This is a genomic window from Pseudomonas sp. 1152_12, from assembly GCF_052850675.1.
In genome coordinates this window covers 153,467-174,164 of record NZ_VXCW01000011.1, presented here as the reverse complement: position 1 = coordinate 174,164, position 20,698 = coordinate 153,467, and the positions used below count along the sequence as shown (strand labels likewise).

The window sequence follows — 20,698 nt, the reverse complement described above, 5'->3', positions numbered from 1 at the left end:
CGAGGGACAGGGCGCTTTTCACTGTTTAAGATTCGCCCCGCCCACCCGGCTACGGGGACTGTTTCGGCGCAAGGATTGCGCTGGTGAGCCGGGTGGGCACTCTCATTTCATCCCAGCAGCGCCCGAGTACATTCATCTATAGAGCGCTGCTGCGTCTCGCCATACAGCTTCAACTCATCAATCGTCTGACGGCTCAGTGCTTTCTCGAATTCGGCCTGGTTTGAATTCGCCGCGTAGTGACTCTGCGCCGCCTCCCCAAGGTTCGACTGAAAGATTCCCGCCGCACTCACCGGCAGAAAGTCCTCATACACCAATGGTTCCACGTCCACGTGCTCGGCAGCCACCAGTGCCTCCAGCGTGCGCGGTTGATCGGCTTGGCCGCGTGCAGCAAGGCCTTGCTCGGTGGCGAAATAGCGGAAGTACGCAAGCCCCTGTTCACGCATCTGCGTGTGGTTATCGGGGAACGCCTCGAAGTGCTGTTCCATCAACTGCACATAACGCGCGGCATTCGCCTCATTCGGGAAGGCGCCCAATTCGTCGCGCGCCGCGTTCAGCAGTTGGTCGTAGAGGGCGCGGCCCTTGGGCGTCAGCGCCGCGCCGCGTTGTTCAATTTCGCCGAAGCGCGCGCTGTGGCTGCCCTTGGCGTCGGTGAAGGCGATAGGCTCGTCGAGGGCTTTGAAACTGGTCTGGCGCAGCAGGATAGGGCAGTGGCGGCGCGGCGGCCCTTCGATCACGGCTTTGGGCGTGATGCCTTTGCCCGGCATGGCGGCTTGCACTTGGTCGATGTCCAGCGTGCGTGGGGTCAGGTGGTTGATGTGCGGGCCCTTGAAGGCCACCACGTCGGCGATCAGGCGGTGCTGGTCGCTCAACTGCTGGTACTGCTGGCCTGTGACAGTGGCGCTGTGGTGCCAGCGGAAGGTCTCCAGGGCCTGGCGGATGAATTCATCCGCATCAGGGGCGTTGAGGCCGCCGTCGCGTTCGGCTTGTTCGATCAGCGCCAAGGCGCCGGGTGTGAAGATCTTGCGTTTGGCCAGGGCGCTGTCGGCGAAGGCACGCAGCTCGGGGTTTTCGATCAGTTCCAAGCGTAGCAGCGAGGTAAACACGCGGAACGGGCTGGTTTGCAGTGAGCGTTCATGCACGGCGCGAAAGGCGGTTGAATGCACCGGCACACCCGCGGGGGTGAGGTCATAGTAGCCCACCGGTTGCATGCCCATCACCGCAAACAAACGGCCAATGGTTGCTAGCTCAAAGGCGGTGCCCAGGCGGATGGCACCGTGGCGCTCCGTGTCCAGGCGATCAATTTCGCCCGTGCGGCGCAACTGCCGGGCCAGGCTCGAATCACTCGCCAACACCTGAGTATTCGTCTCGGCCACCAGCGCCATCAGCGCACCGTAAAGTGGAACTTCATCTCGGTACATGTCGGACATGGCCTTGGAGAAGCCTTTGCGGATCTCGTCAGGGCTGACATGCGGGGTGGCTGGCATAGAAAAATTCCTGATGGCTATTGTGATGGACGTGGCCTATCTCAGATTTTGTTGAGCTTGAGGGCGGCTTGCAAACGAAGATTCCTCTGGACTTCATTCTGCAAATGAATGAGATGACGTGAATATGACAAAAAACAGTGGCGGAAAAATTTCATCTTCACCGCGCGTTTCCTAACAAATTCTTCACGAGGTGCGCCCCGAACCTCATGAAACAATCGTCACGTTTGTAGGGATGAAAACGCCGTTTTGCACACAACGCACATAAAAATATGTTCAGGGGCTGTTACACATGAAAATTTCTACACTGGCGTTATCCATCACCGCAGCGTTGCTCGCGCAACACGCGTGCGCTGATGATTTTGGGCTCGGTGCGCTGGGCACGGGCACAGGTCACAGTGGCTTTCTTGAAGACAGCCATGCGGCGGTCAGTTCGCGGACCATGTACTACAACGCAGATAACCGCTCGGGGACTAACAACGATCTGCGCGAAGCCGCGACAATACTGCGTTTCGACTACAAATCCGGCTATACCCAAGGCACCCTTGGCGTCGGTTTCGATGTCATGGCGTTTGGCGCCTTGCGTCTTGATGGTGGCGACGGCCACGCCGCAGGCCCAGGCCTGGCGGGGAACGGCAACAGCTTCTTCCCGACTAAAAATAACGGCACCGAGCCTGCCGACAGCTTCGGCCGCGCGGCGGGTAACGTGAAGTTCCGGATTTCCCAGACCGAGTTGCACGTCGGTGGCGGTTTGGCCCCGGTGCTGCCGATCCTGGTCTCCAACGACAGCCGCGTTGCGCCGCAGACCTTTGATGGCGGCATCCTCACCTCCAGTGACATTCCTAACGTGACCTTCACCGGCGGTGAGCTGAACAAGGCCGAAGGCCGTGCGTCCAGTAACTCGACGGGCCTGAGCGTCGCCGGTGGTACGCGCGACAGCGACAGCTTTAAATTTGGTGGTGTGGACTACAAACCGTTCGGCTCGTCCGACAACGCCATCGCGAAAAACCTGACGTTGCAGTACTACTACGCCAACCTGCAGGATTTCTACAAACAGAACTATTTCGGCCTGGTCCACGTATTGCCGCTGGGCAATGACCAGTCGTTCAAGACTGACCTGCGCTACTTCGACAGCACCAGCGACGGCAAGAATGGCGACAGCGGCTACGCGTTCAACAATAACGGAGGCTACGCCAAGCACGCCGGTGAAGTGGACAACAAAACCTACAGCGCCGCGTTCACCTACCAGTTGGGCGGCAGCAGCTTGATGCTCGGCCATATCGGCGTGAGTGACGATGGCGGCTTCGTGTGGGTCAACCAGGGCAGCCTCGCCGATCCACACCAACAAGGCGCTGGCGGCAGCGACTTCTACCTGTTCACCGACGCCGTGGTTGGCCAGTTCTCCCGTGCGGGCGAGCAAGTCAATTTTGGTCAGTACTCGTATGACTTCAAGGCCTATGTACCGGGCTTGAAAGCTTCCGTGGCTTACCTGGACGGTACCGACATCAAGTCCAAAGTGGCAGGCGGTCCTGATCAGAAGGAAAACGAAACCGACTTCCGCCTGGATTACGTGGTGCAGGCAGGCCCGCTCAAAGGCTTTGGCACCACCTTGCGCACCGGCACTTACCACGGCCACAACACCGGCACTGCGGATCAGGATCAAACGCGCCTGATCTTCAACTACACCTACGCGATCTTCTAAGAACGCGCGTACGTTAGCAGCGTCGAAAAACGCAGGCCGCCTAATCAGCGGCCTGTTTTTTTCGGCGCATGGATGAGACTTCATGTGCATCCAGGCGTGGATGGGTTCTACACTGCCCCTCACTGCGCCAGTGCTGGAGGACCCGATGACGGCTACGCCCGCAACCAACATCCTTGAAACGCTCGAAGGCCAACGCCTGGCAACCCAAGAGGCTGAGCGTTGGCGTGAGTGGGGCCCGTACTTGAGTGAACGCCAGTGGGGCACGGTACGCGAAGACTACAGCGCCGACGGCGATGCCTGGGCCTACTTCCCCCATGAACATGCACGCAGCCGCGCCTACCGTTGGGGCGAGGACGGCTTGGCCGGTTTCAGCGACAAAGCGCAACGCTGGTGCCTCGCCCTGGCGCTGTGGAACGAGCGCGACGCGATCATCAAGGAGCGCCTGTTTGGCTTGAACAACGCCGAGGGCAATCACGGTGAAGACGTCAAGGAACTGTACTTTTTCGTCGACGGCGTGCCGAGCCATGCCTACATGCGCATGCTCTACAAATACCCGCATGCGGCTTTTCCCTATGCTGACCTGACCGCCGAAAACGCCCGCCGTGGGCTTGAGGATGCCGAGTACGAGATCCTCGACACCGGGGTGTTTGAAGACAACCGCTACTGCGATGTCAGCGTCGAATACGCCAAGCACCAGCCCGACGATATTTTCATGAAGGTCACCGTGCATAACCGCTCGGACCAGCCAACGCGTTTGCAGGTGCTGCCCCAGCTGTGGGCACGCAATGACTGGAGCTGGACCTTCGATGCGCCCAAGCCGCAGTTGCGCCTGGACGGCGAGCACGTGCTGGCCCAGCATCATGAACTTTCCGATCGCCACCTTAGCGCCTGGGGCCAGGACGGCGTGGAATGGTTGTTCTGCGAAAACGAGAGCAACTTTCCCAAGCTGGGCGGGCAACCGGCGCCTGGGCCGTTCAAGGACGGCATCAATGATTACGTAGTAGGCGGCGTGCAATCGGCGATTCGCCGGGACGCCGGCACCAAGGTCGCCGCGCGTTTCATCCTCGAGCTGGCAGGCCAGGAAAGCAAAACCCTGTACCTGCGGTTTGCGCCCACGGACGCGCCCCAGGTCAATGCGCGCAAGCTGATCGAACAGCGCCGACAAGAGGCCGATGACTTCTACGCGGCCTTGCAACACAGCATTAGCGATGCAGACGCGCGCAATGTACAACGCCAGGCCCTGGCCGGGTTGCTGTGGTCAAAGCAGCTCTACTATTTCGATGTGAACCAATGGCTCGACGGTGACCCGGCCCAGCCCGCGCCGCCGCCCGAGCGCCTGCATATCCGCAATACCCATTGGCGGCACCTGTCCAACTTCGACATCCTCTCCATGCCCGATACCTGGGAATACCCGTGGTACGCCTCGTGGGACCAAGGCTTCCAGGCAGTGGCGATTGCGCTGATCGATCCGGGGTATGCCAAGCAACAGTTACTGCTGCTGGTGAAGGACCGTTTCATGCACCCCAACGGCCAGTTGCCGGCGTATGAATGGCGTTTTGACGACGCCAACCCGCCGGTGCATGCCTGGGCCAGTTGGCGGGTGTATCAGCAGGACAAGGCGCTGACCGGTGTCGGCGACATGGATTTCCTTGAGCGGATTTTCCATAAGCTGCTGTTGAATTTTTCCTGGTGGGTCAACCGCAAGGACGCCGAAGGCCGCAACCTGTTTCAGGGTGGCTTCCTGGGTTTGGACAACATCGCTTTGTTCGACCGCTCGGCCGCGTTGCCACCGGGCTATCAGCTGGATCAGGCCGACGGCACGGCGTGGGTCGCGGCCTATGCGCTGGACCTGATGCGAATCGCGCTGGAGCTTGCCAAGCGCAACGTGGTGTATGTCGACATTGCGGTGAAGTTTTTCGAGCACTTCTTGTATATCGCCGGCGCCATCAACCGCGTCGATGACAGCGCTGAAGGCCTGTGGGATGAGCAGGACCTGTTCTTCTACGACGTGTTGCACCGCCCCGACGGCCAGAGCGAGCCGGTGCGCCTGCGCTCCATCGTCGGCCTGATGCCGCTGTTTGCGGTGCTGGTGCTGGAGCAGCGCGAGCATGAGGGCCTGGAAGGCTTGCGCGAACGGCTGCTGGGTTTCATGCACCACCGGCCGGACCTGGCCAAGTTAGTGTCGCGCTGGAACGAGCCGGGGCAGGGCAATCGCCTGTTGCTGGCGCTGTTGCGTGGCGAGCGCACCAAGGACCTGTTGCGGCGCATGCTCGATGACAGCGAGTTCCTGTCCACCTTCGGCGTGCGCTCCTTGTCCAAGGCGTTTGCCGAACAGCCGCTGGCGTTGAAGATGAATGGTGACACGCTGTGCGCGCGTTACCAGCCTGGTGAGTCCGACTCGCGCTTGTACGGCGGTAACTCCAATTGGCGTGGGCCGTTGTGGATGCCGGTGAACTACATGCTGATCGAGTCGCTGCGCGAATTTCATCGGTATTACGCGGATAACCTCTCGGTGGAGTACCCGACGGGAAGTGGTTATCTGGCGTCGCTGGAGGAGGTTGCTGACGGACTGAGCCTGCGACTGACACGCTTGTTTTTAAGGGATGAGGATGGCTGCAGGCCGTCGATGGCGGGCTATGCGCAACTGGAGACCGACCCGGCCAGCCGTGATCTGGTGTTGTTCCATGAGTATTTTCATGGGGAGACCGGGCGTGGGCTAGGCGCATCCCATCAGACCGGGTGGAGTGCGTTGGTGGCGTTGTTGCTGCAACCCAAGAGCAGGCCCTGATACAGCTGCAGCAACCTAGCGTTATTTCTTTAGCGGCACCTTGATTCCATTGATATAGGTGAACGTCAGAGGGGGATGAGAATTACCTTGCCCGCCAGCGACGGTGTTAGCGAAATCGCCAATATCCAACACGATTCCGCCGAAAAATTTGGCTGTACGCGTTGCAATGGGCGGTGAAATATTAACGATTTCATCAATTTTAATTTGATCGCCTGAAGCCGTGATAATGCTTGTTTTGTCTTCGCTCAAGGCGACGATATTGGTCGTGATAATAGTGTTGTTTTGCGTCAGAATATTGACCTGCTCTGCGGGATCGATCGATACCGCCACATTCCCGAGTTCGTCAGATTGGATTTGCATGTCGAATGCCCTTCTGGATGCTGGAGGGGATCAATGTGCGTCTATCCTAGCTCGGTGACTACTGTCAGAAGTACCAGTGATAGAGACCCTTTGGCGATAAAACCGTCTGTTTATGGCTCATGCTATGTCCACAATGCCCACGCACATGCGCTCGTTCTACGCCGACCTTTCCAAACTAACCCAACCCCAGAAACGACAAATCCCGCCATCTGGCAGGATTTGTCATCATAAAGCGCCCTACATAATCAGCATTATCAGGCCGGGAACAGCTCGCTCAGCTTCATCGCCAGCATCATGTCGCCTTCAGTGCGCAGCTTGCCGCCCATGAACGCTTGCATGCCGTCGGTGTCGCCGCTGACGATGCCTTTCATGGTGTCGCCGTCCATGACCAGGGTCACTTGGGCGTCCGGGTTTTCGCCTTCCAGCAGTTCGCAGGTGTTGTTCTTCACCACCAGCGAAAAGTTCTGGGTGTCGTCGATACGGAAACCGAACACCAGGTCCAGGCCGTCGGCAGCGGCTGGGTTGAATTTGGCTTTCATTGCTTCTACAGCTTTGGCTACGTCAGTCATGGTTTCGATCCTTTAAGGTAGAGTCCAGTGACCTTGGGGTCACGGTTGGCCGCAATTCATCGGAAAGTGATGAGCTGCGGCGCCTTCAACAGTTGCAAGTGGGTATGACTGTTGAAGGAAGCCAGTGCCACCTCGCGACCGCGGAATTTCAGCTGGTTGAGCGAGGTGTTAACAATTTGCCAGTTCAGTTCGAAGGCCTGGGCGGCAGGCATTCGGGTAATCAGGTGGAGCAGGGCGGTGATGGTGCCGCCGGAGGTGAACACGGCGATTTTTTGCGAGCTGTCGGCGGCTTCAAGAATCCGTTGCAGGCCGCCTTGTACACGCTCGACAAACCCCAGCCAGCTTTCCAGCCCCGGTGGATCATAAGTACCGGCCAGCCATCGCTCGATGATCAAGGCGAAGATGCGCTGGAACTCGCTGCGGTTCTGCGCGCCATTGCGCAACACCTCCACAGCGTGGGGTTCGCTGGCGAGCAAGTCGGGGAGCAGGGCGCGGATGATGGCCTCGCCGTCGAACTCATTGAAAGCCGGGTCGGTTTCCAGAGGCGGCACCGGCAGGCCCAGGGCGCTGTATTGATCGAATGCGGCCGTGGCGGTGTGCTGCTGGCGGCGCAGGTCGCCGGCGATGCAGCGGTCGAACGTCAGGCCCAAGTCGGCCAGGTGGCGCCCGAGTACTTGCGCTTGTTCCACGCCGACGGGCGACAGGACGTCATAGTCGTCTGCACCGAAGGAGGCCTGGCCATGTCGAATCAAATAAATGCTGCCCACGTCCGTTTTCCCGGTACGTTGAAAGTCTGGCGAGGTTATGAGGATGCCTGCGAGCTGTCAATGAAAAAACATACGCTTGTTTTAAAAGTGCGTTAGAGCAGCTTGGTTGCTGGCGGTTTGAGCACTGGCCGCCTGACGATCGCGTCGGTATGCTTGGGCAATCCGCGCCTGGCGCCGTGCATTGTTAAGGAGACACATGGATTTTTTGGCTGAATACGCGAGCTTTCTAGCGAAGACCGTCACCCTGGTGGTCGCTATTTTGGTGGTACTGATCAGCTTCGCGGCGCTGCGCAGCAAAGGCCGTCGCAAAGCGGCCGGCCAGTTGCAGGTCAGCAAGCTGAATGATTTCTACAAGGGCCTGCGTGAGCGCTTGGAAGCGAGCCTGCTCGACAAAGACCAGCTCAAGGCCCTGCGCAAGTCTGAAAGCAAAACCGAAAAGAAGAACAGCAAGAAGAAGCCCGAGGCCAAGCCGCGGGTATTCGTGCTGGATTTTGACGGCGACATCAAGGCCTCGGCCACCGAAAGCCTGCGCCATGAAATCACCGCGCTGCTGAGTCTGGCCACGCCTAAAGATGAAGTGGTGCTGCGCCTGGAAAGTGGCGGCGGCATGGTCCACAGCTATGGCTTGGCGTCCTCCCAACTGGCGCGTATCCGCCAGGCCGGCGTGCCGTTGACTGTGTGCATCGACAAAGTCGCGGCCAGCGGGGGCTATATGATGGCGTGCATCGGCGAGAAGATCATCAGCGCACCGTTCGCCATCCTTGGCTCGATTGGCGTGGTGGCGCAATTGCCTAACGTTAACCGCCTGCTGAAAAAACACGACATTGACTTTGAAGTGCTGACCGCTGGTGAATACAAACGCACCCTGACCGTGTTTGGCGAAAACACCGAGAAAGGCCGCGAGAAGTTCCAGGAAGACCTGGACATCACCCATCAGCTGTTCAAGAACTTCGTCTCGCGTTATCGCCCACAGCTGGCGATTGATGAGGTCGCGACCGGGGAAGTGTGGCTGGGTGTTGCGGCGCTCGATAAACAACTGGTCGACGAGCTGCAAACCAGCGACGAATACCTGGCCGCCAAGGCCAAGACCGCCGAAGTGTTCCACCTGCACTATGCCGAGCGTAAAAGCCTGCAGGAGCGGGTAGGCTTGGCGGCCAGCGGCTCGGTGGACCGCGTGCTGCTGACCTGGTGGAGTCGGTTGACTCAGCAGCGGTTCTGGTAAACCGATCTTAAGAACGTAGGTAATCCCTTGTGGGAGGGGGCTTGCTCCCGATGGCGGTGTGGCAGTCAATGAATCTATCGACTGAACCACCGCTATCGGGAGCAAGCCCCTTGCCACGTTAGATCCGTGTCAACATTGATGGCTGCGGCGCTACTGGAATCGGCTTCCTCATCAGCAGCCCCACCACCAGCGCCCCCAGCAACCCCAACAGCCCCGCTACCCACAACACCGCGCTGAAGCCACCCACAAACGCCTGCCGTGCCAGCGGTTGCATGACTTCCCGGGCCGCTTGCGGCAACAAGCCCATCGCCGATGGCATATCCCCGGCTACTACGCGCGATGCAATCCCCGCCACCTGGCCGTGCCATTGCGACGCCACACTCGCCCTCAGCAACTGCTCGCTATGGCTGCTCAGCAGCGCCCCGTACACACCGATGGCCAGCATGATTGCGCTGAAACGCATCGTCGTACTCATGCCTGAAGCCATGCCCGCACGGTCCCTAGGTACGCAGGCCATGATGTTTTTTTGCGTATCACCATTGAGCAAGCCTGCACCGGCGCCGGTCACGGCAATCGCCAGGGCGAAGGGCAGATAGCCGCCGATAGTGACCGTCCAAGCGCTCAACAGGTTGCCGCAACCGACCAAGGTCAAGCCGGTCGCCATCATCGTTGCCGGTGCAAAGCGCCCCGCCAGCCGCGCGCCGATGCGTGGGCAGATCAACATGGTCAGTGCAAACGGCAACATGCCCAGACCCGAAGCAATCGCGCAGAAGCCCAGGCCGTTTTGCAGGTAGAACGGCAGCAACGTCATCATCACTTGGGCGCACCCGGCATAGGCAAACATGCCGAGCAGGGCGCCGATAAAACGCGGATGGCGAAACAGCTGCAAGTCCACCATGGGTCGTTGTTGCACGCGCTCGACGATCACAAACACACCCAGCAGCACCGCGCCGCCGATCAGGCGTGCAGAGGTCAGCGGGTTATCCCAGCCGATGCGATTGGCCTCGATCAGGCCCCAGACCAGGCACAGCAGGCTCGCGCTGAATGCCAGGCTGCCCCAGGGATCAAGCCGCGCTGATTGGGCGTCGCGCGACTCTGGAATTGCACGCAGCACCAGTGCCATCAAACCCAGGCCCACGGGCAGGTTGAGGTAGAAAATCCAGCGCCAGCCCAGGTATTCGGTGATCACGCCGCCCAGGGTCGGCGCGGCGGTCATTGCCACGCCCATGCACGCGCCCCAGAACGCCCAGGCTTTGGCGCGTTCCACTTCATCGTGGAAGGTATGGCCGATGGACGCGAGGGCGGAGGTCAGCAACAAGGCTGCGCCGACACCTTTCACTGCGCGGGCGACATCCAGCAGCAGCGCAGTGGGCGCCGCGCCGCAGCCCAGGGAGGCCAGGATGAAAATGCTCAAGCCCCAGATCAGCGTCTTCTGGCGCCCGAAGCGGTCGGCGATGCTGCCGGCCGGCAGCAACAAGGCGGCGAACGCGAGCATATAGGCGCTGACCACCCACTCGATATCGGCGAAGTTGGCGCCCAGGTCGCGGGCGATGCTCGGCAAGGTCACGGCGACAATATTGGTGTCGAGCACGATCAGCGAACACACGCCGGAGGCGGTCAGTAGCGTCAAACGTGGACTGGCCCGGTTCATGGCTTAATTACCTTGCAGGCAATAGGGGAAAGGCAGTTGACTAACATCGCAAAGGCTCTCTAGTGTTGAGGTACGCTGAGCTTATCCGCAGCCGCAGCTCGTTCTATTAGCTGGCCTGAAGCACTTCATTACCTTTGAGCTAACCCTGCGATGGAAATCCGCCACTTCCGCTACTTCCTGGCCGTTGCCCGTCAGCGCAATTTCTCCCGTGCCGCCGCGCAGCTAGGCATCGCGCCGCCGACCTTGAGCCGGCAGATCCAGGACATGGAAGCCAGCCTGGGCACACGCTTATTTGTCCGTCAGCAACGCGAAGTCAGTCTCACCGAAGCCGGTGCCGCCTTGCTGATTGAAGCCGAAGCCACGGTGCGCCAATTCGAATTCGCCCAACGCAATGCCCAGCGCGCCGGGCGCGGGGAGATCGGGCATATCGAGTTGGGCTACGTGGCCTCGGCGGTGTACTGCGGGTTGTTGCAGCGGCAGATGCAAGCGTTCAGCCAGGCGTTTCCCGATGTGAGCGTGAATGTGCGCGAATGCGCGATGGCGACATTGCCAAGCGCGGTGGCGGACGGGCGTTATGACATTGGCTATATCCGCTCGCCGCTGACCTTGCCCGACGGCGTTGAGGCCGTGCGCCTGGACAGCGAAGGGTTTGTGTTGGCGCTGGCGCAGGATTCCTGGCTGTTGGGGCTCAAAGCTATCGGTTGTGAGCACCTGCAAAACGAGACGTTCATCTTGCCAGAGCAAATCAGCGGCACCTTGCACGTCGCCGCCCAGGGCGGTTTTGCCCCGCGGCTGGGGCCGCAGCCGGGTGGGTTGGTCGCGGTAGTGGCGTTGGTATCGTTAGGGCAGGGCGTGGCGGTGGTGCCTGCGTCGATGGTCGGGCATGTGAGTTTGCCGGGCGTGGTGTACCGCAGCATTCAGGGCAGCGAGGCCGCGTCGTGGCTGTCGCTGATTCACCGGCGCTTTGAGCAAGCGCCGGCGGTGGTGCGGTATATCCAGCAGGTTAAGCAGGCAGCTAAGTTGGAGGCTTGATCGCGAAGGGGGCATCTCGGGCGCTACGCCAACCTCGGTTGAACCGAATCCGCCAACCGCGTCAGGATCAAGCAGCACGACACCGCCCCTGCATCCAGCACGCCTAGCGAGCGCTCGCCCAAACGGCTGGCGCGGCCGATTTTTGCAACCAAGTCTTTGGTCGAGTCTCGCCCCTGTGACGCGGCGGTTTTCATCGCTTCCAGTGCATCGCTGAAGGATGCGCCTTCCGCATGCGCGCGTTCGAACGCTTCAACCGCCGGGATCAGCGTGTCCATCAAGCACTTGTCACCCACGCCTGCCTCGGTGATGTCTTGCAACGAGGTCAGGCCACCGCGCAGCAGGTGGGCGAAGGTCGCGGCGTCGATGTCTTCACGGTCGCGCACTTCGTCGGCCATGCCGATGAACAGGCTGCCGTACAACGGGCCCATGGAGCCGCCGATGCCTTCCATCAAGCTCAGGGTCAGTTCGTCCAGCGCTTCGGCCAGGGTCAGTTGGCGGCCCTCGATAGTGCGCCCGCAATGGGCGAAACCCTTGGCCATGTTGATGCCGTGGTCGCCGTCGCCAATCGCGCCGTCGACTTCGCTGAGGTATTCGCGGTTGGCCACAATCACACTGACCAAATCGGCGATGATGGCGCTGCCGTCATGGGTGGAAAAATGTTGGCTCATGATTCACTCCGCTTGGGTCATGCCGATGGAACGGCAGGGATGGTCGATCAGGGTTTTAAGCTCCGCGTCGAGGCCGAGCAGGGTCAGGGTCACGCCCATCATCTCAAGGGAAGTGAAGTAGTTGCCCACGTAGCAGCGGTGAATCTTCAAGCCCTTAGCCTTGAGCTGGCGTTCCACCTCGGCGTAGAAAATGTACAGCTCCATGACCGGCGTGGCACCCAGGCCGGAGACCAGTACGACCACGCTGTCGTCCTGGCTGAAATCACGGTCGGCCAGGATCGGCGCGAGCATGCGTTCGGCCATGGCGGCGGCGGATTCGATGGGGATCACTTCAATGCCCGGTTCGCCGTGATGGCCGATGCCCAGTTCCATCTGGCCGTCGGGGATCTGGAAGTTTGGCTTGCCCACCGCAGCAATGGTGCACGGGGTGAGGCCGATGCCAATCGAGCGGCAGTGATCGACGGTTTTCTGCGCGACGCGAATCACCCCGTCGAGGTCGTAATGCTGGGCGGCGGCGGCACCACCGATCTTCCACATGAAAATTTCCCCGGCCACGCCGCGACGTTTGGCGATATCGGCCTTGGGTGCAGAGGCTACGTCGTCGTTGGCAACCACGGTGCGGATGTGCATGTCTTTACTGGCGGCCATTTTCATCGCCAGCTTCACGTTCATGTTGTCGCCAGCATAGTTGCCATACAAGCAGGCCACGCCCGCGCCATGCTCGGCGGCGCGGAAGGCGTCGAAAAAGCTCTTGGCGGTGGGCGAGGAGAAGATTTCACCGACCGCCACGGCGTCCACCAGGCCTGGGCCGACGTAGCCGAGGAAGGCGGGTTCATGGCCGGAACCGCCGCCGGTGACGATGCCCACGTGGCCCTTGTTTGAGGGCTTGGCTTTGACGATAACGCGTGGGTTGGACTCGTATTGGCGCAGCTCGAAGTGCGCGATCAGAATACCGCGCAGCATGTCCTCGACCACTTGGTCCGGATCGTTGATCACTCGATTCATAACGCGGGTTCCTGTTCTTGTTCTAAAGGACGACCACTGTCTAATGTGGGAGCTGGTTTGCCAGCTCCCACAATTGGATAGGTGGTGTTTTTAAGGTTCCAGCACAACCTTCAGCGACTTGTCGCCGCGCTCCATCACCGCAAACGCTTCCTTGAAGTCCGCCAGCGCAAATTTGTGGGTCACCACGTCGCGCATGTCGATCTTGCGGTTGCCGATAAAGTCGATGGCGCGCGGGTACATGTACGGGCCCAGGTGTGAGCCCAGAATGTCCAACTCCTTGCGGTCGCCGATGATCGACCAATCTACCGTGGCCTCATCATTAAAGACGCTGAATTCGACAAAACGCCCCAGCTTGCGCAGCATCGCCAGGCCCTGGTTGACTGCCTTGTGATGCCCGGTGGCTTCGATATAAATGTCGCAGCCATAACCGTCGGTGATTGCGCGGATGTTGGCCATGACGTCGACGTCGGCCGGGTTCCACACTTCGTCGGCGCCCATGCGCAGGGCGAGGGCGGCGCGTTCGGGTTTCATGTCCAGCACGATCAGCTTTTTCGGATTGCGCAGGCGCACGGCGCCGATGATGCCCAGGCCCAGGGTGCCGGCACCGGCCACCACCACCACGTCGTCATGGTCGACATTGGCGCGCTCGGCGGCATGCAGCGAGCAGGCCAGTGGTTCAATCAGGATGGCTTCGTCGGGGGCGATGGATTCCGGCACTTTGTGGATGATGCCTTCCTTGGTGAATATCATGTACTGGGCCATGGCGCCCTGCACATTGTTCTGGAAGCCATACAGGTCATGCTTCTGGCACATCCAGTACTGGCCGTGGTTGCAGAAGCGGCAGCCCCAGCACGGCACAATCTGCTCGGAGATCACCCGGTCACCCACCGCCACGCCGCGTTTTTCTGCGCCTGGGCCGAGGGCAACCACGCGGCAGACGAATTCATGCCCGGGGATCATCGGCGGTTTCACGTAGCGCGGTTGCTCGGCGTCGCCCCAGAACGACGGCGCGCCGCGATAGGTCTTGATATCGCCCATGCAGATGCCGCACAGCTCGACTTTGGTGAGAATCTCGTCAGGCCCGGGCGTGGGCACATCGACGGTTTCCAGGCGGTAGTCTTGCGGGCCATGGCAGACCACGGCCTGCATGGTTTTCGGGATGCTGGGGGCGAGCTGTTCAGGGGTGCGTTCGGTGACGGTGGACATGACAAAACCTCACGACAAAAGATGAATTACTGAATGCTGTAGCCGCCGTCGATCACCATGTTGGCGCCGGTGATCATCTGCGCGGCATCGCTGAGCAGGTACAACGCCAGCCCGGCGATTTCTTCCGGCTGGGCGAAGCGGCCCGCCGGGATCTGCAGTTTGGCCCGTTCGCCCACCTCACCGGCCCAGGCTTTCTTGCCCAGAGCGGTCTCGACGATGGTCGGGGAGATGGCGTTGACGTTGATCTGCGGCGCCCACTCCATTGCCAACACCTTGGTCATGCCGACGATGGCCGCCTTGCTTGCGCAGTAGGCGACGTGGCGGTCCAGGCCAATCACGGCGGCTTGCGAGGCGAGGTTGACGATGCGCCCGCCGCCGTTGCCCAGCATGTGTTTGGCGCAGGCCTGGGCCACGAAGAAGCTGGCTTTGAGGTTGATATCGAGGGTGCTGTCCCAGGCGCTTTCGCTGACGTCGACGGCCTTGTCCAGCAGGACAATGCCAGCGCTGTTGATCAGGTAATCCAGGCGTTGGAAATGTTCGAACACCAGGTCGATGGAGTGGTGTACCTGGCCGATCTGGCTGAGGTCGACGGCAAGGCCCAGGTGCTCGGTGCCCAGGCTGGCGGCGACTTCAGCCACCGCCGGGTCACGGTCGAGCAAGGCCACGCGTGCGCCGCGCTCTGCCAGCAAAGTGGCGCAGGCCAGGCCAATCCCGGCGGCACCACCGGTGATCACCGCGCAACGACCGGTGAGGTCGAAGGCTTGGTTCCAGAATCCAGACATGCATGACTCCTCTATCAAAAGCGCGAGAGGTCCAATGTGGAAGCAGGCTTGACCTTATTTCAAGGTGAAAGCTACTTACCGCCGCTGACTTGTTTGTACAGCGCATCGGCGTTGGCGTTGGTCACTGGCACCCACGGCAAGATGTAGTTCTTGGCGGTGCCATCCGCCCACTTCACGTCCTTGGCATAACGCTCCCAGATCACCGACTGCGGCTTGTAGTCCTTGCCCGCCAGCGTACGCAGCGCCACGTCCAGCGCGCCTTGGGACTGGGCCTGAGCGTCTTGGAGGAAGGTGGTGACTTCGTCTTTCTTCGCCGCCTGGATCGCGTCCGGCATGCCGTCGATGGAGGTCACCGGCACGTCTTTGGATGTCAGTCCGTGGGACTTGAGGGCCTGCACAGCGCCCAGGGCCATGTCGTCGTTCTGTGCGATCACGCCGTTGATGCCTTTGGGGTGCGCGTTCAACCAGTCTTCGGTGAGGGTCATGGCCTGGGCGCGGTCCCAGTTGGCGGTCTTTTTCTCGATGATCTTGATGTCCGGGTGCTTGCCTAGCACTTCCAGCTCGCCTTTTTCCCGGTCGATCTGCGCCGATTGGCCAATCGGGCCCTGGATGATCACCACATTGCCTTTACCGTTGAGCTTGTCGACCATGGCCTGGGCCTGCAGGCGGCCGCCTTCCACGTCATCGTTACCCACGTAAGGCACGGAGGCATCGGCTACTTTCGTATTGGAGGCGATGACCACCACGTCGTTGCTCATGGCTTGCTTCACGGTACCCACGCCGGCCTTGGTGTCGATTGGTACGAACAGAATGGCGTCGTAGTGCTGGGTCACCATGTTTTCGATCTGGTTGTTCTGGGTCAGGGCGTCGTAGTTGCCGTCGAACACGGTCAACTGCACGGTGCCGTCCTTGACCGCCGGGTGTTCCTTCAGCTCGCGGACCCAGTTCTGCATGAACTGGCCCTTGAGGCCGTAGACGGCTGCGCCGACTTTGTAGGTCTTGCCATCGGCGGCCAGCGCGATACTGCTGGCGAGCAGGGAGAGGGTCGCCGCAGCGGCCAAAGTGGTACCAAGTTTCATGAGTAGAACTCCGGTTATTGTTGTGGGTCGTTCTCTAGCGTTTTTTCTTGCGCCACACATCGATCAGTACTGCGAACACGATGATCAGGCCCTTGGCGACCTGCTGGTAATACGAGGACACGCCGAGCAGGTTCAGCCCGTTGTTGATCACCCCGATCAGCAGCGCACCAAACAGCGTGCCGACAATGCTGCCGGTGCCGCCCGACAAGCTGGTACCGCCGATTACCACAGCGGCAATCGCGTCCAGCTCATAGGAAACCCCAGCCTGGGGCAGGGCAGAAGTGGTGCGTGCCGACAGCACCACACCGGCTAAACCTGCGAGCAGACCCGAGACCACGTACACCGAAAACATCACCTTGCGCACGCCGATGCCGGAGGTGCGCGCGCTCTTTTCGTTGCCGCCCACCGCGTACACATAGCGCCCGTAGGTGGTGTAGCGCAGCACCATCCAGAAGATCAGTGCGACCACGGCGAAGATCACAATCGGTACGCCAATCGGCCCGATTTTGCCGATGCCTAGCGCCAGGTAGGCGTCGGGCAGGTCGGTGATGGGGCTGCCGTCGTTGAGGATAAAGGTCATGCCCCGCGCGATGCTGAGCATGCCGAGGGTGGCCACGAACGGCGGGATCGACAGGTTGGCGACCATAAAACCGTTGACCACACCGAGCATTGCCCCGGCAAACATCCCGGCACTGACCGCCGCCAGCAGGCCGTAACCCTGGGTGGCGACCATGGCGCTGCACAGCCCGGCGAACGCCAGGATCGAGCCCACTGACAGGTCGATGCCCTTGGTCAAAATCACGTAGGTCATGCCCACCGCGAGGATGCCGTTGATGGACGTCTGGCGCAGGATGTCCATCCAGTTGCGCCAGGTCATGAAGTATTCGCTGGAAAACGCCATCACCACGCATAGCAGGATAAACACCAGCGGCAGGCCGAAACGGTCAAGAGACAGGCGCAGACGGTTACGGGGGGAGGCTGTAATGGGTGCAGCAATGGTTTTGGCATTCATGAGGCAAGACTCAACAAAGCTTCCTGGGAAAGGGCGGTGTTGCTGCTGATGGTCACCAGCCGGCCGCCCTTGAATACGGCGATGCGATCACTCAGGTGCAGCAACTCCGGGGCTTCGGACGAGACCACAATGGCCGCGCCACCGGCACGCACGAACTGGTCAAGCAAGTGATAGATCTCTTGCTTGGCGCCTTCATCAATGCCCCGGGTGGGTTCATCGCAAAGCAGGCACACCGGCTCGGTCGACAGGCATTTGGCGAGCACCACTTTCTGCTGGTTGCCGCCGCTCATGGAGGCCACCGGCAACGCCAGTGAGGTGGTTTTGATCTGCAGGCGCTTAACCATGTCCTGCGCCAGTTGGGCTTCCTTGCGCGCATTGATCAGCGACCAACTTGACAGGCGCTTGTAGGCCGACAGTGCAATGTTGGAAAGAATGCTACCGGTGAGCACCAGGCCGCTGTCTTTGCGGTCTTCGGTGACCAGCGACATGCCGGCGTTGATCGTGGCCTTGGGCAAGCCTGCGGGCATGGGCTTGCCTTGCAGGGTGACGCTGCCGGAGTCCGCCACGGTCAGGCCGTAGATGCAGTTGAGAAACTCGCTGCGCCCCGAGCCCATCAGGCCATAGATGCCGAGGATTTCGCCCTGGCGCAGTTGCAGGCTGATGTCGTGAAACTCGCCGTTACGGCTCAGGTTGTTGACTTGCAGGCAGGTGGCGGCGGCGCATTCGCGGCCGACCTTGTGGTCGATGCGCGTCAGTTCCTGGCCGACGATGCCACGTACCAGGTGGTTGCGGTCGATATCGGCCATGCGCCCGCTTTCCACAAAGGCGCCGTCGCGAAAGATGCTGTAGTCATCGGCGATCTGCGCCAGTTCACTCAAACGGTGCGACACATAGACGATGCCAGCGCCACGTGCGGTGAGGCGGCGGATCGCCTTGAACAGGGTTTGCGCCTCGCGCTCGCCGATGGCCGAGGTGGGTTCGTCCATGATCATCACTTGGCAGTCATGGCTGAAGGCCTTGGCGATTTCCACCAGTTGCACCTGTGCCACGCTCAGGCGGTGCATGGGGCTGGTGGCGTCGACGTCGAATTCCAGGCTTTCGAGCAGCTCGCGGGTGCGGCGATTGAGGGTCTTGCTGTCGACGATACAGCCAGCACGGCGCGGCTCACGGCCCAGCCAGATATTTTCGGCGACGGTCATATAAGGGATGGGTTCCAGCTCCTGGGTGATCATCGCGATCCCCGCCGCCAAAGCTTCGCTCGGGCGGTTGAACTGCACGGCTGCACCGTTGAGCAGAATGCTCCCGGCGTCACGTTGGGTGATGCCCATCAGGATGCTCAGGAAGGTTGACTTGCCGGCGCCGTTGCCGCCGCACAACGCATGGACGCTGCCGGCCCGCAGAGAGAGGCGCCCGTCACGCAGGGCAGGCACCCCGGCGTAAGCCTTGGCGACGTGTTCAGCCTGGAGCAGTAATGGCGTGGCCATCGGCGTGTCCTCGTGCTGTGAATTCTTATTAGGTCGCACAGTCATGTTTTGCTGTGATCATATGTGTATCAAATGAAATTCTGATCGGTCAATCTCTTTCACTTAAAAGGTGTGAATCTCGTCTGTCTGGGTCGCAATGCCCTTTTATAGGGCTTTGACTGCGAGGTCAGTTAAAACTCGCTTGACAGGAAGGGCTGAATACCCGCGAAATGACTGAGCGAAATTTCATTGAGTGATCATATGATCAGTCATAAGTACGATCACGGCAGCGGAGCCAGACGCCATGAACACACCTTTCCCGGTGGCTATCGGATGCGATGAAGCGGGTTTTGAGCTCAAAGAGCTGTTGAAGCGCCATATCGAGGCGTTGGGTTACCCGGTGACCGACTTCGGCACCCACTCCACCGCGCCGGTGCTGTACCCGGACATCGCCCTGGCGGTGGCCAATGCCATCAAGGCCGGGCAGCAGCGCCTGGGCGTGCTGGTGTGTGGCACCGGGATCGGCATGGCTATCTCGGCCAATAAGGTGCTGGGCATTCGGGCTGCGCAGGCGCATGACACGTATTCGGCGGAGCGGGCGCGCAAGAGCAACGATGCGCAGATCCTGTCCATCGGCGCGCGGGTGATCGGCGCGGAGCTGGCCAAAAGCATCGTCGCCGCGTTCCTTGCGTCGGAGTTCGAGGCGGCGCGTTCCGGGGCCAAGGTCGAGCGCATCAATGCGATCGAGCGTGATGGGCATCAGTAGTGGACGGAACGGGGCAAGAGTCGGGAGAATGCGCCTTTGACGCCGAAACGGAAGCCCGTCCCCATGAGTGACAGTACCCAGCGCATAGCCAGCGATATCGATCAAATGACCGAAGTGGCGATGCTCTATTACCTCGAGAACGTCACTCAGGAAGCTATCGCCAAGCGCTTCGACCTGTCACGCGCGAAAGTCAGCCGCCTGCTCAAGCGTGCGCGCGATGAAGGCATTGTCGAGGTGCGCGTGTTACAGCACCCGGCGATGAACAACGAGCTGGAACGGGCGCTGGTGGAGCGCTTCAAACTCGACCGTGCGTTGATCGCCGTCGACCACAGTGACCCCGACACCCAGCGTTCGGCTGTTGCCAGCCTGGTGGCCAACTACCTGAACAAAACCTTGAGTGACGGCATGATTGTCGCCGTGGGCATGGGCCGTAACGTCGGGGCGGTGGCCGATAACGTGTTTTTGCCGGTGACGCGCAATTGCACATTTGTGTGTGCCATCGGCGGTTCGCTCAAGGCTGGCGAGTACATGAACCCCGACCATATTTGCAGGCGCCTTGCGCTGCGCTTTGGCGGTGAAAGTGAAAGCCTGTACGCCCCGGCGCTGGTAGCGAACCCTGAGCTGCGTGGAGTGTTGATCAATAACGACACAGTACGCTCGACCCTGGATCGGGCGCGGCGGGCGGATATTGCGCTGATCGGCATTGGCGACATGAGCGAGAACAGCAACATGGTGCGCATGGGCTGGTTCTCACCGCAGGAAATTGCCCAGGCGCGGTTGTCCGGCACGGTGGGCGACATGATGGGCTATGACTTTATCGACATTCATGGGCAGCCGGCGGTCAATGCGATTCAAGGGCGGGTGATCGGGTTGACGGTGCAGGAATTGTTTCGTATCCCGGATGTGGTGGCGATTGCCAGTGAGAACACCAAGGCGGCGGCGACCTTGGGGGCGTTGCGGTCGGGGGTGATTAATACGCTGGCGACGACGGTGACGAATGCGCATACGATTTTGGCGCTTGACGATGCGACACGAAAAACCTGACCGGCGCAGGTCCACAATGTGGACCTGGCTTATGTGGGTTTGGAGGACAGATTTTGTAATAGTTTTGCGTTGTGGGAAATTTGGGTTTCGACTGTACGATT

General features: G+C 60.5%; 18 protein-coding genes. 6 read left to right on the top strand and 12 right to left on the bottom strand.

Annotation, left to right across the window (positions count from 1 at the left end; all coding sequences use genetic code 11):
* Nucleotides 1-107 precede the first annotated feature (107 nt).
* A complete protein-coding gene (hglS, locus tag FW764_RS21070) occupies nt 108-1,484 on the bottom strand; it encodes a 2-oxoadipate dioxygenase/decarboxylase HglS (RefSeq protein ID WP_446435534.1) in 1,377 nt (458 codons plus the stop codon).
* Nucleotides 1,485-1,773: 289 nt separating this feature from the next.
* Here hglS and FW764_RS21065 point away from each other — a divergent pair, with 289 nt between their 5' ends.
* Nucleotides 1,774-3,183 carry an OprD family outer membrane porin gene (locus FW764_RS21065; RefSeq protein WP_446435533.1) on the top strand — a complete coding sequence of 470 codons (1,410 nt, stop codon included), beginning with the start codon at nt 1,774-1,776 and terminating at the stop codon, nt 3,181-3,183.
* 145 nt (nt 3,184-3,328) lie between these two features.
* A complete protein-coding gene (locus tag FW764_RS21060) occupies nt 3,329-5,971 on the top strand; it encodes an MGH1-like glycoside hydrolase domain-containing protein (protein WP_446435532.1) in 2,643 nt (880 codons plus the stop codon).
* Nucleotides 5,972-5,992: 21 nt separating this feature from the next.
* On the opposite strand, the gene FW764_RS21055 is transcribed toward FW764_RS21060, so the two are convergent.
* The 3 genes from FW764_RS21055 to FW764_RS21045 form a co-directional block, all read right to left on the bottom strand.
* Entirely contained in the window at nt 5,993-6,331 is a 339-nt protein-coding gene (locus FW764_RS21055) for a hypothetical protein (protein WP_446435531.1), read from the bottom strand.
* 254 nt (nt 6,332-6,585) lie between these two features.
* The gene (locus FW764_RS21050; protein WP_446435530.1) at nt 6,586-6,900 is read right to left on the bottom strand and encodes an SCP2 sterol-binding domain-containing protein; all 315 of its coding nucleotides are present in this window, start codon (nt 6,898-6,900) and stop codon (nt 6,586-6,588) included.
* Between the two features lie 56 nt (nt 6,901-6,956).
* A complete protein-coding gene (locus FW764_RS21045) occupies nt 6,957-7,667 on the bottom strand; it encodes a histidine phosphatase family protein (protein ID WP_446435529.1) in 711 nt (236 codons plus the stop codon).
* A gap of 196 nt (nt 7,668-7,863) precedes the next feature.
* Here FW764_RS21045 and sohB point away from each other — a divergent pair, with 196 nt between their 5' ends.
* Complete coding sequence (sohB, locus tag FW764_RS21040) at nt 7,864-8,889, top strand: protease SohB (RefSeq protein ID WP_446435528.1); 1,026 nt, start codon at nt 7,864-7,866, stop codon at nt 8,887-8,889.
* A 118-nt stretch (nt 8,890-9,007) separates the two neighbouring features.
* On the opposite strand, the gene FW764_RS21035 is transcribed toward sohB, so the two are convergent.
* The gene (locus FW764_RS21035) at nt 9,008-10,540 is read right to left on the bottom strand and encodes an MFS transporter (RefSeq protein WP_446435527.1); all 1,533 of its coding nucleotides are present in this window, start codon (nt 10,538-10,540) and stop codon (nt 9,008-9,010) included.
* Nucleotides 10,541-10,690: 150 nt separating this feature from the next.
* Here FW764_RS21035 and FW764_RS21030 point away from each other — a divergent pair, with 150 nt between their 5' ends.
* The gene (locus FW764_RS21030; RefSeq protein WP_446435526.1) at nt 10,691-11,572 is read left to right on the top strand and encodes a LysR family transcriptional regulator; all 882 of its coding nucleotides are present in this window, start codon (nt 10,691-10,693) and stop codon (nt 11,570-11,572) included.
* A 23-nt stretch (nt 11,573-11,595) separates the two neighbouring features.
* Here the strand turns inward: FW764_RS21030 and dhaL are convergent, their stop codons facing one another.
* The 7 genes from dhaL to FW764_RS20995 all read right to left on the bottom strand — a co-directional run bounded on the left by dhaL (nt 11,596) and on the right by FW764_RS20995 (nt 18,808).
* On the bottom strand, nt 11,596-12,240 hold the full coding sequence (gene dhaL / locus FW764_RS21025) for a dihydroxyacetone kinase subunit DhaL (RefSeq protein ID WP_446435525.1): 645 nt from the start codon (nt 12,238-12,240) through the stop codon (nt 11,596-11,598).
* 3 nt (nt 12,241-12,243) lie between these two features.
* Nucleotides 12,244-13,245, bottom strand: coding sequence for a dihydroxyacetone kinase subunit DhaK (locus FW764_RS21020; RefSeq protein ID WP_446435524.1), 1,002 nt, complete (start codon nt 13,243-13,245; stop codon nt 12,244-12,246).
* A 90-nt stretch (nt 13,246-13,335) separates the two neighbouring features.
* Nucleotides 13,336-14,451 carry an MDR/zinc-dependent alcohol dehydrogenase-like family protein gene (locus FW764_RS21015; protein WP_446435523.1) on the bottom strand — a complete coding sequence of 372 codons (1,116 nt, stop codon included), beginning with the start codon at nt 14,449-14,451 and terminating at the stop codon, nt 13,336-13,338.
* A gap of 26 nt (nt 14,452-14,477) precedes the next feature.
* Nucleotides 14,478-15,233 (bottom strand): SDR family oxidoreductase, encoded by a 756-nt coding sequence (locus FW764_RS21010; RefSeq protein ID WP_446435522.1) that lies wholly within the window; start codon nt 15,231-15,233, stop codon nt 14,478-14,480.
* Between the two features lie 71 nt (nt 15,234-15,304).
* Nucleotides 15,305-16,312: a substrate-binding domain-containing protein gene (locus FW764_RS21005; RefSeq protein ID WP_446435521.1), complete on the bottom strand. Its 1,008-nt coding sequence runs from the start codon at nt 16,310-16,312 to the stop codon at nt 15,305-15,307.
* A gap of 34 nt (nt 16,313-16,346) precedes the next feature.
* Nucleotides 16,347-17,324, bottom strand: a complete 978-nt coding sequence (locus FW764_RS21000) for an ABC transporter permease (RefSeq protein ID WP_446435520.1) — start codon at nt 17,322-17,324, stop codon at nt 16,347-16,349.
* Entirely contained in the window at nt 17,321-18,808 is a 1,488-nt protein-coding gene (locus tag FW764_RS20995; RefSeq protein ID WP_446435519.1) for a sugar ABC transporter ATP-binding protein, read from the bottom strand. Before FW764_RS20995 ends, FW764_RS21000 begins: the two co-directional genes overlap by 4 nt.
* 283 nt (nt 18,809-19,091) lie before the next feature.
* Here FW764_RS20995 and rpiB point away from each other — a divergent pair, with 283 nt between their 5' ends.
* Nucleotides 19,092-19,553 (top strand): ribose 5-phosphate isomerase B, encoded by a 462-nt coding sequence (rpiB, locus tag FW764_RS20990; protein ID WP_446435518.1) that lies wholly within the window; start codon nt 19,092-19,094, stop codon nt 19,551-19,553.
* Nucleotides 19,554-19,616: 63 nt separating this feature from the next.
* Nucleotides 19,617-20,597 carry a sugar-binding transcriptional regulator gene (locus FW764_RS20985; protein ID WP_053255665.1) on the top strand — a complete coding sequence of 327 codons (981 nt, stop codon included), beginning with the start codon at nt 19,617-19,619 and terminating at the stop codon, nt 20,595-20,597.
* Nucleotides 20,598-20,698 lie beyond the last annotated feature (101 nt).